This window comes from Streptomyces sp. NPDC055013 (assembly GCF_053608645.1).
In genome coordinates this window covers 359105-373406 of record NZ_JBSGVW010000001.1, presented here as the reverse complement: position 1 = coordinate 373406, position 14302 = coordinate 359105, and the positions used below count along the sequence as shown (strand labels likewise).

The window sequence follows — 14302 nt, the reverse complement described above, 5'->3', positions numbered from 1 at the left end:
TGTCGACCCGGCAGGGCGCACACCGTTGACGCAGGGCACGTCCATGCCCCCTTGCCGGCCCAGCACAAAAACCATTCCCCCTATGCGCCGCCGGTCGGCGGCCAATGGTCCGTCAGCCAAGCAGACCCGGACACGGGGGTTCAAGGCTCCGGGGGAGGTCTAGACGACTTCAGGTCCAGATTTGGCGAGTTCGGGCATCAGATTGCGCCAAATCTTTCGGGTCGTTGCGCCCCGGCACGGCGATCGTACGGTTCAGGACAGACCTTGACCGTGAGTGGAACGCCCGAGTCGGACTACGGAGCCGCCGACCGGTCGTCCCCGCGGGCACCCTCGTCAAGGTCGACTCGTCAAGGTCGAATGAGGGCACTCCGGAAACGGCCGGTGCGCGGGAGGAAGTGCCTCAGCCCTCCCCCCGCCGCCGTCCGGCGATGCGGCAGGGCACCGCGAAGTCGGCGACCCGGCGCTCGACTTCGGTCCTGGTGGCGGCCGGCGCCGAAGCGCGCAGCGTGACGGTGACCGTCACCGATCCGGAGCCGGCCTCGGCGCTGACGCCTGCCACGTCGTCGATACCGGTGAGGGCGTCGGTCAGTACGCGGCGGGCGGCGTCGGCTCGCAGGGGAAGCTTGAACGGCTTGCCGACCGCGGTGACGGGGAGCGCGTCGAGGACGTGGACGGCCTTGGGCGCGGCGGCTGCCTCACCGACGCGCTCGGCGGCCCAGGCCCGGAGGTCGTCCTCGGTCACCGTGGGGTCGGCGAGCGTCACGTACGCCACGGGCACCTCCCCCGCACGCCGGTCCGGCTGTCCGACCGCCTGGGCCCCGGTGACCGCGGGGTGCTTGAGCAGCGCGTCCTCGATGATCCGGGGGTCGATGTTGTGGCCGCCCCGGATGATCAGGTCCTTCGCGCGCCCGGTGAGGTGGAGGAAGCCGTCCTCGTCGAGGTAGCCGAGGTCGCCCGTGTCCAACCAGCCGCCGACCACCCTGCCCTCGCCGCTGAGCAGGTAGCCGTCGCCGTCGCGGCCCTGGACGTACCCGGGGAAGACCGTGGGGCCGCTGATGAGGACGGCGCCCACCTCACCGCTCGGCCGCTCCTCGGCCGTGGCCGGGTCGACGATCCTGATGCCCTGGTACGGCAGCCGCCTGCCGACCGAACCGGGCCGGCGGACCTCCAGGAAACCGCGGACGCTGGCGCAGGTCGCCTCGGTCAGGCCGTATCCCTCCAGCAGCGGAATCCCGGTCGCCGTCTCGAAGTCGGTGCGCACACCGTCGGGCAGCGCGGAGGCGCCGACCATCGCGCACCGCATCGAGCCGATGTCGGCCCCGTCGACCGGACACGTGGCGAGAACCGCGTACACCGTGGGCACGGCGCTCATGGCGGCGATGCGGTAGTGCTCGACGATGCGCCAGAACTCCGCGTACAGCGTGATGTCGCGGTAGCCCAGCGGTCCCGCCCACACGACCTGCTGGCCGCGCAGCAGCGGTGCGAGCAGGGTGACGACGAGTGCGTTGACGTGGAACAGCGGCAGGGCGGCGAAGACGACCGAGTCCTCGTCCAGCACGGAGTTGGCCGCGATCATCCACGCGTCGCTGACCTCGTTGGTGTGCGTGTGCGCGGCGAGTTTGGGCGCCCCGGTCGTACCGCCGGTGTGGAAGAAGGCGGCGAGGTCGGTGGCGGTGGGCGGCTCGCCGACGAACCGGTCGCGCGGGCGGTCGGCCGCGATGTCCGCGAGGCGGGCCACGGTGGCGTTCTCCGCGGTGGGCGGTGCGGGCGGCTCCTGCGGGTCGCCGGTGGGGCGCAGGACGAGCACGTGGTCCACCAGGCCCTGGCGGGCGAGTTCGGCGCTGGTGGCGAATGCCTCGGGGTCCAGCTCCGGGGAGGCGGTGATGATCACGCGGGCGCCGGCCCGGCGGACCAGCTCGGCCACGTGGTCGCGGGCGAGCGCCGGATTGACGGGGGTGACGATGCCGGCGAGCTGGGCGGCCAGGAGCGCGGTGACGAGCTCGTCGCAGTTCGGGGAGAGCAACGCGACGGTGTCGTGGCGGCGGACGCCGAGGCGGTGCAGGGCGTTGGCCGCCTGGTGCACGTCGGCGAGAAGCTCCGCATAGCTGCGGTTCCTGGGCGTACGCCAGGACGCCGCGTCGGGCAGGACCGTGAGCGCGGTCCGCTCAGGCCACTGCTCGGCCGCTCGCCGCAGCACGTCGTACGAGGTGCCGGGCAGTCCGCGTGCGGCGAGCGGCGTCGCCTCGATGACGGCCAGGTCGTCGGGGTGGTCGTAGCGCGGCCACGCCATGGGGGTCTCGGTGGTCACGCGTACCTCACCTTGTTCCGCTGGGTGCCGAGGTCGACGGCGCCGTCGGGGGTTGTGATGGACAGCTCGAGTACGTCGCCGTCCTGGAGGTATTTCGGGTTCTTCGCCTGGGAGTTGAAGAACGCCTTCCACTTCATCGCCGGCGGCAGGAGAGCGCCGATGATCTCCACCGCCCTGGGCGGCGCCTTGAGGGCGGTGCCGCCCGGGGTGCCGGTGAGGACGAGGTCGCCCGGTGCGAGGGCCTGGAAGCGGGAGAGCTCCTGCAGGGTCTGCAGGGGGCTGTAGATCATGTCGGTGAGGTCGCTGTTCTGGCGGATCTCGCCGTTGACCTTGAGGACGAGCCTCAGCTCGGACAGACGGTCGAGTTCAGTGGCATCGAACAGGACCAGGGCGGGGCCGACCGGGGTGAAGGTCGGATAGGACTTGGCCTCGTAGAACTGGGTCTTGGGCAGCTGTACGTCGCGTGCGGAGACGTCGTTGGTGATGACGAGGCCGGCGATGTGGTCCTTCCAGTTGGCGGCGGTCACGGTGGCGCCGACCTCGAGGGGACGTCCGATGACCAGGCCGAGCTCGATCTCGTAGTCGAGGAACCGGACGTGGGCCGGCTTCACGATCTCGTCGAACGGGCCGCTGATCGAACCGGAGGTCTTGCGGAAGAAGGTCAGCGGCACGGTCTCGGGGTTCATGCCCGAGTCCCGCACGTGGGAGACGTAGTTGGTCATCTGCGCGACCACCCGGCACGGCGCGCTGACCGGGGAGACGAGCGGGAGTTCGGCGATGCGGCGCGGCTGCGCCGACCCGTTGCCCGAGCGGGCCTCGGCCAGGGCCATGTGGACCGTGACCACGTCGTCGAGGAGTTCGGCGGTCGTCGTCGCGGAGGTCTCGACCGGGACGGCACGGTGCTCGTCGAGCGCGACCCACCAGGCATCGGAGGTACGGAGGACGGAGAGGGTCATGAGGAAGCAACTTTCAGCAGGCCGCGCAGGCGCTCGAGGTCGAACTCGTTGTCGTCGTTCCGGAGGGCGGTGATGATCGAGCCCAGCTCGGCGAGGGATTCGCGGCCGGGGGCCATGCCCATGAAGTCCTTGGTGGCCGGCGGCCCCCACTGCGCGAGGCCGGAGGCCGTCATGGGCGCCCAGCCGGGCTCCAGGGTGTTGTCGAACATGTCGCTGTCGGTGAAGTGCTCGACGAGGAGGCCGTCGGGGTCGCGCCAGTAGTCGAAGATCTGGCTGCCCTGGATGTGCCGGCCGATGCCCCACGAGCGCCGGTAGCCCGCGCCGAGCAGGTGCTCGCCGCCGGCGGCCAGCGCGTCGAGGTCGGTCACCTCGTAGGCCGAGTGCACATACCGGTTGGAGGGGCCCAGCGTCAGGGCCAGGGTGTGGTGGTCGGTCAGGGTCCGGCCGCGGTCGCAGCGGATGAAGCTCATGGTGGGGCCCCGCTCGCGCTGGCCCTCGTAGTAGAGGAAGTCGCTGACGATCAGGCCGAGGTGCTCCAGGTACCAGTTCAGCGTGCGCAGGTAGGTGGTCGTCTGGAGCACGACGTGCCCGAGGCGCCGTACGCCGGCCGGTTCGCGCGGCGGACGCCGGGTGGTGTTGGTCCGGTCGAGGCCGCCGCCGAAGTTGAACGACTGCGACCGCTGCCCGGGCACCGCGGGCAGCTCGTCCGCGTCGGCGATGACGCGGACCCGCAGGCCGCTCGGGTCGAGCACGTCCACGACCGACCCGCCCAGGGGCTCGGGCAGCGGGTGCACCCGGGTGCCGGCGGCGTCGGCCAGCCGCAGCAGGTCGCGGGCGTCGGCCGCGCGGAAGGCGGGGCCGAGGAACCGTGACTTGCGGCCCCTGCGGACGATCACGCACGGGGTTCCGGCCCGGGTGCCCCGCAGGTGCAGCTCGCCGCCGTCGCGGTACGACGTGACGAAGCCGAACGCCCGGGCGAAGGCCTCGGCGCGGTCCAGGTCGGGCTTGCAGAACTCCAGCCACGCGATGTCGTGGACCTTGATCACCGGGTTCGCCGCCCGGCCCGGATGCTCTCCGGGGAGCGCGCCCTGCTCGGAGTGCAGGTCGTTGTGCGTGCCACCCACGGTCACCACCTCCTGAAGAAATATTCACTTCCGAACTTGCCGTCAGTCAATAGAACTGAAGAAATCTTCAGGAAACAAGTGCGGGCCCGCTAGAGTGCGGGGTGAAGCGAGTGACGGGGTGGCATGGAGGATGGTGTGATGGCCGAGCGGACCGCATCCGGGCGCGTCGACCGGCGCAGGGCACGGACGCGCACGGCACTGGTGGGCGCGGCGCAGCGACTGCTGGCCGAAGGGCGGACGGACGTTCCGATCCTGGAGATCACCGAGCTCGCCGACATCGGGGTCGGCTCCTTCTACAACCACTTCGACAGCAAGGAAGAGCTCTTCCGCGTCGCGGTCGAGGAGGCCCTGGAGTGGTGGGGCACGCTCATGGACCGCCTCACCGCGGACATCGAGGACCCCGCGGTCGCCTTCGCCCAGAGCTTTCGGCTGACCGGCCGGCTGCACCGCCGCCACCCGGAGCTGAGCCGCGTCCTGCTGAGCCAGGGGCTCGAACTGGCCCACTCCCGGCGCGGTCTGGCGCCCCGCGCGTTCCACGACATCCGGGTCGCGGTGGACGCGGGGCGGTTCGAGGTGGAGGACCTGGACCTCGCCCTGACGATGACGGCGGCCGCTGTACTGGCGCTGGGCTCCTTGCTCCACGCCCAGCCCGACCGCGACGACGCCCGGTCCGCGGACCTGGTCGCCCGCGGCCTGCTGCGGCAGTTCGGGATCCCCGGCGCCGAAGCCGCGCGGATCTGCTCGCTCGACCTGCCGGACCTCGATGTGGTGGACACCCTGGTCGGTTGACCCAGCACCGGTCCTGCCGCCAGGGCACCCCTCCTGCTGCAGTGCCGCCATTCCTGCTGTAGGGGATGCTCCAATTAGAGTGGACGCTTCAGGACATGATCGTTCACAGAGGTCCGTCGGCCCTGTACGACCGGAGGGGCACCCCATGACCAGGCCGGAGACGGCGCGCAAGAAGCGCGCCAACGGGGTGGAGTCACGTCAGCGCATCCTCGACGCCGCCGTGGAGATCGCCGGTGAGCGCGGCTACGACGGCACGTCCATCGCGGCCGTCAGCGCCAAGTGCGGGCTGCCGGCCAGTTCCATCTACTGGCACTTCAAGGACAAGGACGACCTGATCGCGGCGGTCATCGAGCGCAGCTTCGAGGCCTGGCTCACGGCCGTCGAACTGCCGGGCGAGGAGACCGGTACGCCCCTGGAGCGAGTGACCGCCATGGCCGCCAACGTGGCCAAGTCACTCGTCGACGCACCGGACTTCCTCCGCCTCGGCCTCATGCTCGCCCTGGAGCGACGCCCCACCGAACCCCGGGGCCGCACGGCGTTCCTCCAGGTCCGTGACATCACCCACCGGAAGATCGCCGAGGTCGCCGCCGCCCTGTTCCCCGGCCTGGACGAGCACGCCGTGGACACGCTCACCACGTACGCCATCGCGGGCGCCGACGGCCTGTTCGTGCACCGCGAGGTCAAGGGCGAGACCGTCGACCTCGTGGCGTTGTTCGAGCTGCACGCACAGGTCGTCCACGACGCGGCGACCCGGATGTCGGCGGGGCGTTAGCAACCTGGGCGAGGCCTACGACACGGCCCCGCCGGAGCCGGCCGTGAACGCGCGGGCGTGTTCCGCCGCCCACTGTCCGAAGGTGCGGGCCGGTCGCCCGGTGACCTTCTCGACGGTGCCGGCGACCGTACGGCCCACCTCCGGGGTGTTGCCGTACGCCTCCAGCAGGAAGCCGATCACGTCCTCCGGGTGACCCGCCGCCCGCCACTGGGCGACGGCCTGCTCCTCCGTCAGCTCGACGAGAGCGATCTCCCGGCCGCGGGCGGCGGCGACGGCGGTCACCTTGTCGGTGACGGTGAGCAGTTCGGGCCCGGTGATCACGTACTCCTGGCGCCCGTGCCCCTCCTCGGTGAGCGCTACGGCGGCCACGGCGCCGATGTCGCCCTCGTGGACCATGGCGCTGAGCCGGGCGACGAAGGGCTCGCGGACCTCGTCCGAAGCCACGATCCCGTCCGCCCACTCGAGGGCGTTGGCCATGAACTCGACCGGCATGAGGACGGTCCAGTCCACCCCGTCGTCCGCCCGTACGGCGTCCTCCAGCAGGGACGGCCCGCCGCCGTGCAGCACGGTGACCCTGCGCACGCCGGCCGCGCGCGCGAGCTCCAGGATGCGCGGACCGGTCTCCAGCGGGGCGAAGTAGGCCCCGCCGAAGGTGATCAGATGAAGGCCGGTGACGCCTTCCAGGGCCGGGACCAGGCTGTCGGGCTCCGTCAGGTCGCCCCGGACGACCTCGACGCCGGCCGGGAAGTCGGACCTCGCCGGATCCCGGGTGAGCGCCCGGACCAGGTGGCCGCGGGCCAGCAGCTCGGCGACGACCTGACGGCCGACGGTTCCGGTGGCACCGGTGACAAGAATCTTCTGCGTCTCAGTCATGGAACGACCGTATGAAGGCTTGCGGTCAGGTTCTGTCCGCAAGTACCGAGAGGTCGTTGTCGACCGTGTAGTAGGGGCGCACCACGGAACCACCGACGTCGGTCGCGGGAAGGACGAAGATCTCTTTGCGGTCCGCCACGTCGTCCAGCAGGCGACCGATCCGGACACCTGCCGTCCCCGCGGCGGATCCGGCCTGGACGAACAGGTCCCAGACCCGATTCCCGGTGCCGCCGTCGGCGACCAACTCGCCGAACGCCACGGTGAACCGGAAACCGTGGCCGTCGTCCTCGACCTGCGGCACAAGGTTCAGCACGGTGCCGCCGCCACCCCGCAACCGCAGTCGCACAGAGGCACCCTCGGCGAGCGAGCCGCCGTGCAGCCTGGCCCCGACGGTCATCGACCGGTCCCTCATGTCGATGCCCTCGACCTCCGCGTGAGCGGCCCGCAGCCACGCCCGCAGCGCGAGGTAGCCGTCCTTGGTGACGTACGGAATCCGCACGGCGACCGGCGCCTGCCGGTCACTGCGGTGGCCGTCGACCAGGGTCCGCAGGTCACGCAGTCCGGGGCGCAGGCGCTGTCGTGGCGCACCGGGCTCGGGGAGCAGGTAGACGTCCCAACGGCCCTCGGCGAGCGCGGGCTGCGGATCCAGTACGGCACGAAGACGCCCGTCCTCAGCAGGTTCCAGGTCGAGGGCATGGAGGGTCTTCTCGGGCTGCCCCTTCTTGGGGCGAAGCCTCAGAAGCAGGTGGGCAGCATCCGACGACTGGAGGGCGGCGGCCGACGACGGCTGGAGGGCGAAGGTGATCCGGCCGTCGGAGTCGACCGTGCAGTCGGTGCGCAGGTTCGTGCCGCTCGCCGTCCCGGGTTCCATCATCATCACTGCCCCTTCCGTACCGTACGCAGCGCGCGTGAGGCCACGGCATACGCGGTGTCACGCGCGGCGAAGCCCTGGCTGACCAGGGCCCGCTCTATTCGGCGCGCTATCGGGGCGCCTTCCGGTGCCGGGGCCGGTCGCCCGGTCCCGCGCGCCGCCGTGGCCTCGTCGATCAGGCGCTCGGCCTGCTCGAGGACGGGGACCGGGGCGAACCGGCCCGCGTTGCGGACGGCGGTACGGCCCATCCGCCGGCGCCTTTCGTCGTCGCGGACGAGCTCGAGCAGTGCGGCGGCCAGTGCGTCGGGGTCGCCGACCGGGACCAGCCGGCCGTCGACGCCGTCCTTGATGATCTCGCCGGGCCCGTAGGGGCAGTCGGTGCTCACCACGGGCAGGCCGCAGCGCATGGCCTCGACGATGGTCATGCCGAACGGTTCGAAGTTGGACGCGCTCGCGGCGATCGAGCCCTTGACCCACTCCGCTTCCATGGGGGCTGCCGCGCCCATCAGAAAGGCCTTGTCGTACAGGCCGAGTCTCTCGATGAGCTGCCGCAGCCGCGCGTGTTCCTCCCCCTTGCCGTAGATGCGCAGGCGCCAGTCCGGGTGTGCGGCGGCGACCTGGGCGAACGCCTCGATCAGCAGGTCGTAGCGCTTCACCGGGACCAGCCGGCCGGCCGCGACCACCACCTTCGCGGTGCCGTCCGCAGCGGGCAGCAGCGGATCGGGGACGCTGTTGGGCAGTGCCTCGACCCGGACGCCGGGCAGCCGCATCTTGCGCCGGTAGGCGGCGGCGTCCGCCTCCGTGACCGTGGTCAGCACGTCGAGCCGGCGATAGGCACGGCGCAGTGTGGTGCGCAGCCGGGGCGGGTGGTTGTCGAGGGTGAGGTGCTCCTGCCCGACGCGGATCACGTGCTCCGGCGCCTGGCGGGCGAGGTGCACGTTGAGTCCCGGCCGGGTGCCGATGACGACCTCGGCGTCGGTCGCCGCCAGGCTCTCGCCGATCCGCCGGTCGGTCAGCTCGCTGTACTGCCGGTAGCGGTACTCGGCGACCGGGAACACCTTCGCGGGTCTGAGATGCAGGGGGTGTTCCTTCTCGTGCCGCAGGTCCACCAGTGGCTTTAAGGACACTCTCGGGTCCAGGGCGAAGTTGGGACGTTCCCGGTGCCGCAGCACGGAGACGATCTCCACCTCGTGACGGTCGGCCAGGGCGTGGGCCAGGTTGAAGGTGGTGGCGATCGTGCCTCCGATCCCGTAGGCGTTGTGCAGCAGGAAAGAGATCTTCATGGCGGACTAGACCGCGGTAAACCCCCTTTAGTTGCCTGTTGTTATATCTCCGTTGTCTTGCAGGTCATCGCGGTGCCGCCGGTCACACGACGAGACGGACCAGCACGACGGCGGGCGTGCGCGGCAGCGACACCCGCAGCCCGTCCCCGGTTCCGACGACCGAGCTCGCCGCGGACGACGGGTTCAGGATCTCCACGCGAGCGTCTCGGCCCGTCAAGCGGCCCACGGGCAGGCGCAGTTCCGGGTCGCCGCCGGCACGCCACACCAAGACGTACGACGTACGGTCGTCGGGGACCCGCATCCCCAGGGCCGGCCATTCGTCCGTCCACCCGTGCAGCCCGAGCGGCCGGAAGGGCCGTGCCCGCCCCAGGCCGGGCGGATCGCCTTGCACGTCGTCACCGCGCCTCGGACGAAGGTGAGTTGGCGCTGCGACATGCCGTCGAGGTGGCCCGACGCAGGGATCCGGCCGAGCATGGCCCCGCCGAGTGTGAAGGCGATCAGGTCGTCATCGAAGGCGGGCTGCGGGTCTGCCCGGACGGCGCGCCCTGGTGCCCACGCCCCGGTCACCGACGAGGCGATCCACCGTCTTGTCGAGGTGCGCGCGGGCCGCCGCATGGCGCAGCCGAGCTGGTGGCACGGTGCGCTGGAGGAGGCCGCGCAGATCGCCCGCATCCCGTGTCCGGCACCGCCTGCCACAGTCTGAACACCCCACACGGGCACAGCTGTTCTGGTTCCCACAAGAGCACGACCGTGCCATCAGCCGCACTTGGAGCAGCCACCATGGCAGCCACTCTTCCCACCACGGGCCCCACGACCGGTGCCGAGGCCGAGGTCGACCCGCAGCGCCTCATCGTGGACCTGTCCGCCTCCGAGGGGCCGGTGATGCTCGGCGCCAACGGCGCGCTGTACGGACTCAGCGACGACGGCGTGCCCAGCGACGCCGCGCTGGAGCCCCTGAAGGTCACCAGCGTCTCGCAGAAGCCGGAGGGCGGTGCCTTCAAGAACACCTGGAGCCCGGACGACCACTGGACGGTGGACATCCCCGTCGTACTGAGGAAGGGCGCGAACTAGGTGACGTTCGGCAACGCCGCGGCGTGGGCGCCGGACATCGACCGGATCGAACTCGGCCGGGTGGTGGACGGCCGGTAGTCCGGCCGTCCGAGCGGGTGCGTCAGGCGACCTGCCCGCTGTGCAGTGCGGCATACGCCCCGTTCCGGCGCAGGAGTTCCTCATGGGTGCCGATCTCCTGGATCCGGCCGTCCCCCATGACCACGATCCGGTCGGCGCCGCGCACCGTGGAGAGCCGGTGTGCCACCACGAAGGTGGTGCGGCCGTGCAGGAGACGGGCGAGGGCCTGCTGCACGAGCGCCTCCGAGTGGGTGTCCAGGGCCGAGGTCGCCTCGTCGAGCACCAGCACCCTCGGATCCCGGATCAGGGCCCGCGCGATGGCCAGGCGCTGGCGCTGTCCGCCGGACAGCCGTGCCCCGCGCTCGCCGACCACGGTGTCGAGGCCCTGGGGCATCCGGTCGACGAACTCCAGCGCGTTGGCGTCACGCAGCGCCGCGCGCACCGACGCCTCGTCGGCGTCGTCCATGCCGTAGGCCACGTTCTCGCGGATGGTGCCGTCGAAGAGGATCGACTCCTGCGGCACGACCGAGAGGAAGCGGCGGTACGTGCGCAGGTCGAGGGTGTTCATGTCCGTGCCGTCGAGCAGGAGTTGGCCGCAGGTCGGGCGGATGAAGCCGATGACGAGGTTCAGCACGGTGGACTTGCCCGCACCGGACGCGCCGACGAGGGCGATGGTCTCCCCCGGCGCGACGGTCAGGCTGAAGTCCCGTACGGCGGGCCGGCCGTCGTCCTCGTACGCGTACCCGACCTTTTCGAAGGTCACGGCGCCGTGCAGTGAGGCGAGTTCGGCCTTGCCCTCGTTGTCCTCCAGTTCGGGCGCCTGGAGCACCTCTCCGACGGAGCGGACGGACTCCAGGCCCTTGGTGATGACCGGGGCCAGTCCCGCCAGCGTGGTCGTGGAGTTGGTGAGGGTGGTCAGGAACGCGCTCAGCATGACGACGTCGCCGGCGGTGACGCCCCAGACGTCGTAGTACGAGATCAGCGCCGCGCCGGCGAGCACGAGCACGCCGACCACGTTCAGGACGACCCAGGCGAGCGAGCCGAAGCGGCCGTTGACGAGGTCGAGGCGCATGCCGGAGGTCAGCAGCCGGTGCAGGGTGCCGTCCATGCGGCGCAGCGCCTTGCCCTCCAGGCCGTGGGCACGGGTGACCGGGATGAGTCGGGTCATCTCCGTCACCCGGGACGACAGGGTCTCGACCTCGTGGCGGAAGTGCTCGTTGTGGGTGCGCAGCCGCGCCCTGAGGCGGGCGACGACCAGTGCGGCGGCGGGCACGACGACGAGGAAGACGGGCACGAACTCCGGTGTCCGTACGGCGATGATGACGAGCCCGCCGATCAGGACGGTGCCCGCGCCGAGCCCCGTCTCAGCCGTCTGCTGCACCATCTGCTCGACGGTCTCCACGTCGCGCACGACCTTGGCCTGCAGCACTCCGGCGCTGACGCGCGAGTGGTAGCCGATGGAGAGCTGCTGCATGCGCGTGCACAGCGAGGAACGCAGGCTGGTGCCCATTCGGCGCACGCTGCCGTACAGCAGACGGACGTACAGCACGTGCAGGGGGTAGTTGACCAGCAGGATGAACATGATCACGCCGGTGCTCAGCCAGAGCCTGCTGATCGGCTGGTGCTGGACGACGGTGTCGATGATGGACGCCGTGATCAGCGGCAGCAGCCAGACCGGGCTGTGCTTGACGGTGAAGACGCCGACCGCCGCCGCGAGGCGGTGGCGGTCGGCGCGGAACAGATAGGCGAGGGTGCGTACCGGGTGTTCGCCGCGGTAGCGGTGGTCGAGGGGTCTCTCGTGCGACGACGCCATCGGCGTTGTCCTTCCCAGGGTTCCGGACGAATTGCAGACGCCCGCAGTGCAGCAAGCGCTTTCTCGCTCCGTCCCGAGAGAGTACACACGCGTTCGGGAATGGATTCCCGGAGTGGTTCAGACCGCGTCCAGGCCGCGATCTCCTCCGCGGTGAGCGTGAGTTCGGTCGCGGCGAGCGAGTCCAGGATGGTTTCCGGCCGGCTCGATCCCGGGATCGGGACGACGACCGGCGACTTGGCGAGCATCCAGGCCAGGCAGACGCGCTGCGGGCTCACCCCGTGGGCCTCGGCGACCCGCGCGAACGGGGCGTAGGCGGAGCCCAGTTCACGGGCGCGGGAGATGCCACCGAGCGGGCTCCACGGCAGGAACGCGACGTCCAGTTCGTCGCACAGGCGAAGCTCCGGCTCGCTGGAGCGGAACGCCGGGGAGAACTGGTTCTGCACGGAGACCAGCCGACCGCCGAGGATGTCGTTCGCCTGCTTGATCTGCTCGGGGTTCGCGTTGGATATCCCGGCAAAGCGGATCTTGCCCTCGTCGAGCAGGTCGCGTACGGCGCCGACCGACTCGGCGTACGGCACCCTCGGGTCGGGGCGGTGGAACTGGTAGAGCCCGATGGCTTCCACGCCGAGCCGGCTCAGCGATGCCTCGCATGCCTCCTTGAGGTAGCGCGGGCTGCCGTCCAGCGTCCAGCTGCCGTCGCCGGGACGCAGATGGCCGCCCTTGGTGGCGACCAGGACGTCCGCGCCCCGGTCGTGGGAGGCGAGGGCCTTGGCGATCAGGGTCTCGTTGTGACCGACCTCGTGGGCGTCCCGGTGGTAGGCGTCCGCGGTGTCGATCAGGGTCACGCCCGCGTCGAGCGCGGCGTGGATCGTGGCGAGGGATCGCGCCTCGTCCGGGCGTCCCTCGATGGACATGGGCATGGCGCCCAGGCCTATCGCGCTGACCTCGGCATCCCCGATGCGGCGGGTGTGCATGGGCTCATGACCTCTTTCGGCTGTCGCGCGGAAAACGATGTCGCCCGGCGAGCCGCACCCTGGATCGCACGCGGCACCGGACCGACTCCAGGGTGGCTTTCGGGTCACGCAAGGTCCAATAGAAGAAAGCGAATGCATTCAGTGCTGCCAACGCTGAATCCTCGCTGCCGGTATCGCGCACGTAAGTGCTTGCGCCGCCTCCGGGTTGATGTGGCACGCTCACTTCGATCGATCGACGGCATTGTGAGAGGCGGCGGCATGCGCATCGGACTGCTCGGCACCGGCCCGTGGGCCCAGATGGCGCATGCTCCCGCCCTGGACCGGCACGCCGGGCTGGACTTCGTGGGGGTGTGGGGCCGCCGTACGGCTCCCACCAAGGAGCTGGCCGACAGCTACGGCGTCCGCGCCTACGACGAGGTCGACGCGCTGCTCGCCGACGTGGATGCCGTGGCCGTCGCCCTGCCGCCGGCCATTCAGGCCGACCTGGCGGCGCGGGCCGCGCGGGCGGGCTGCCATCTGCTGCTGGACAAGCCGCTCGCGCCCACGGTGGGGCAGGCACGGGCGGTCGTCGAGGCGGTCGAGGAGGCCGGCGTCGCCTCCGTCGTCTTCTTCACCACCCGTTTCCAGCCGGAGACCGAGGCGTGGATCACCGAACAGGCGGCTGTGGAAGGCTGGTTCACGGGTCGGGCGGAGTGGCTCGGCGCAGTGTTCAGCGGTGACGGCAACCCGTTCGCGGCCTCGCCCTGGCGGCAGGACAAGGGCGCACTGTGGGACGTGGGCCCGCACGCCCTGTCCGTGCTGCTGCCGGTCCTGGGCGACGCGAGGCAGGTGACGGCGGCCGCACACGGGCCCGGCGACACCGTCCACCTGGTCCTCGACCACGCCGGCGGCGCGTCCAGCACCCTGGCCCTGAGCCTCACGGCACCGGCCGCCGCGGCGGGAGCCACCGTGGAACTGCGGGGCACGGCCGGAGTGACGCTGCTGCCGGAGAGCACCGAGAGCGCGGTGTCCGCCCTGCTCCGGGCCGCGGACGCCCTGCTGTCGGCCTCCCGAACCGGCCGCCCGCACCCATGTGACGCGGCGTTCGGTCTACGGGTCACCGAGATCCTGGCGACGGCCGAGGTGTTGTTGAACGCCGACGTCTGACGAGTGGCGGCGGGTGAACCCAGCCCTGGAGTCGGGTGGATCGGCACCGGAGGCGAGTGGGTCAGCACTGGAGGCGGGCGACCCGGCACCGAGTCGTGTCCGCAAAGTCCCGTCGTTCGCCCCGAAGGCGGGCCCCTCGGCGTCTGGTGCGTGCTCTCGGCGTGCCGGGCGGAGGCCCTCGTACTGGACGTACTCGGGCCTTCGCCCTTTGCGGCGGTGGGAGCCCCTCCCGCTCGAGCGAAGCCGAGAGTGGGGGAGCATGCCA

At 71.1% G+C, this 14302-nt stretch carries 12 protein-coding genes and 2 pseudogenes; 5 read left to right on the top strand and 9 right to left on the bottom strand.

Going from position 1 to position 14302, the window contains the following annotated elements:
• Positions 1-400 precede the first annotated feature (400 nt).
• Genes ACWGDB_RS01615 through ACWGDB_RS01605 form a run of 3 tightly spaced genes read right to left on the bottom strand, consistent with a single transcriptional unit; the run spans position 401 to position 4388 of the window.
• On the bottom strand, positions 401-2308 hold the full coding sequence (locus tag ACWGDB_RS01615; RefSeq protein ID WP_453820533.1) for an acyl-CoA synthetase: 1908 nt from the start codon (positions 2306-2308) through the stop codon (positions 401-403).
• Positions 2305-3264 carry a fumarylacetoacetate hydrolase family protein gene (locus ACWGDB_RS01610; RefSeq protein WP_453820532.1) on the bottom strand — a complete coding sequence of 320 codons (960 nt, stop codon included), beginning with the start codon at positions 3262-3264 and terminating at the stop codon, positions 2305-2307. Before ACWGDB_RS01610 ends, ACWGDB_RS01615 begins: the two co-directional genes overlap by 4 nt.
• Positions 3261-4388, bottom strand: coding sequence for a VOC family protein (locus ACWGDB_RS01605; RefSeq protein WP_453820531.1), 1128 nt, complete (start codon positions 4386-4388; stop codon positions 3261-3263). The genes ACWGDB_RS01610 and ACWGDB_RS01605 overlap by 4 nt, the downstream gene beginning before the upstream one ends.
• Before the next feature lie 138 nt (positions 4389-4526).
• Between ACWGDB_RS01605 and ACWGDB_RS01600 the strand changes: the two genes are divergently transcribed.
• Together ACWGDB_RS01600 and ACWGDB_RS01595 are read left to right on the top strand one after the other, a co-directional pair.
• The gene (locus ACWGDB_RS01600; protein WP_453820530.1) at positions 4527-5177 is read left to right on the top strand and encodes a TetR/AcrR family transcriptional regulator; all 651 of its coding nucleotides are present in this window, start codon (positions 4527-4529) and stop codon (positions 5175-5177) included.
• A gap of 145 nt (positions 5178-5322) precedes the next feature.
• On the top strand, positions 5323-5949 hold the full coding sequence (locus tag ACWGDB_RS01595; protein WP_453820529.1) for a TetR family transcriptional regulator: 627 nt from the start codon (positions 5323-5325) through the stop codon (positions 5947-5949).
• A 15-nt stretch (positions 5950-5964) separates the two neighbouring features.
• Here ACWGDB_RS01595 and ACWGDB_RS01590 read toward each other — a convergent pair whose 3' ends face one another.
• The 4 genes from ACWGDB_RS01590 to ACWGDB_RS01575 form a co-directional block, all read right to left on the bottom strand.
• The gene (locus ACWGDB_RS01590) at positions 5965-6822 is read right to left on the bottom strand and encodes an NmrA family NAD(P)-binding protein (RefSeq protein WP_453820528.1); all 858 of its coding nucleotides are present in this window, start codon (positions 6820-6822) and stop codon (positions 5965-5967) included.
• A 25-nt stretch (positions 6823-6847) separates the two neighbouring features.
• Complete coding sequence (locus ACWGDB_RS01585; RefSeq protein WP_453820527.1) at positions 6848-7699, bottom strand: transferase; 852 nt, start codon at positions 7697-7699, stop codon at positions 6848-6850.
• Entirely contained in the window at positions 7699-8976 is a 1278-nt protein-coding gene (locus ACWGDB_RS01580; RefSeq protein WP_453820526.1) for a glycosyltransferase family 4 protein, read from the bottom strand. The genes ACWGDB_RS01585 and ACWGDB_RS01580 overlap by 1 nt, the downstream gene beginning before the upstream one ends.
• Before the next feature lie 82 nt (positions 8977-9058).
• Positions 9059-9367 carry a hypothetical protein gene (locus ACWGDB_RS01575; RefSeq protein WP_453820525.1) on the bottom strand — a complete coding sequence of 103 codons (309 nt, stop codon included), beginning with the start codon at positions 9365-9367 and terminating at the stop codon, positions 9059-9061.
• Positions 9368-9448: 81 nt separating this feature from the next.
• Between ACWGDB_RS01575 and ACWGDB_RS01570 the strand changes: the two genes are divergently transcribed.
• The gene (locus ACWGDB_RS01570; RefSeq protein ID WP_453820524.1) at positions 9449-9679 is read left to right on the top strand and encodes a hypothetical protein; all 231 of its coding nucleotides are present in this window, start codon (positions 9449-9451) and stop codon (positions 9677-9679) included.
• A 77-nt stretch (positions 9680-9756) separates the two neighbouring features.
• Positions 9757-9972, top strand: a pseudogene (locus ACWGDB_RS01565) (hypothetical protein); the annotation flags it as partial.
• 175 nt (positions 9973-10147) lie between these two features.
• Here ACWGDB_RS01565 and ACWGDB_RS01560 read toward each other — a convergent pair.
• Both ACWGDB_RS01560 and ACWGDB_RS01555 read right to left on the bottom strand, forming a co-directional pair.
• Positions 10148-11917 (bottom strand): ABC transporter ATP-binding protein, encoded by a 1770-nt coding sequence (locus ACWGDB_RS01560; protein ID WP_453820523.1) that lies wholly within the window; start codon positions 11915-11917, stop codon positions 10148-10150.
• A gap of 134 nt (positions 11918-12051) precedes the next feature.
• Positions 12052-12891: pseudogene (locus tag ACWGDB_RS01555) on the bottom strand (aldo/keto reductase); the annotation flags it as partial.
• Between the two features lie 258 nt (positions 12892-13149).
• Here ACWGDB_RS01555 and ACWGDB_RS01550 point away from each other — a divergent pair.
• A complete protein-coding gene (locus ACWGDB_RS01550; protein ID WP_453820522.1) occupies positions 13150-14037 on the top strand; it encodes a Gfo/Idh/MocA family protein in 888 nt (295 codons plus the stop codon).
• Positions 14038-14302 lie beyond the last annotated feature (265 nt).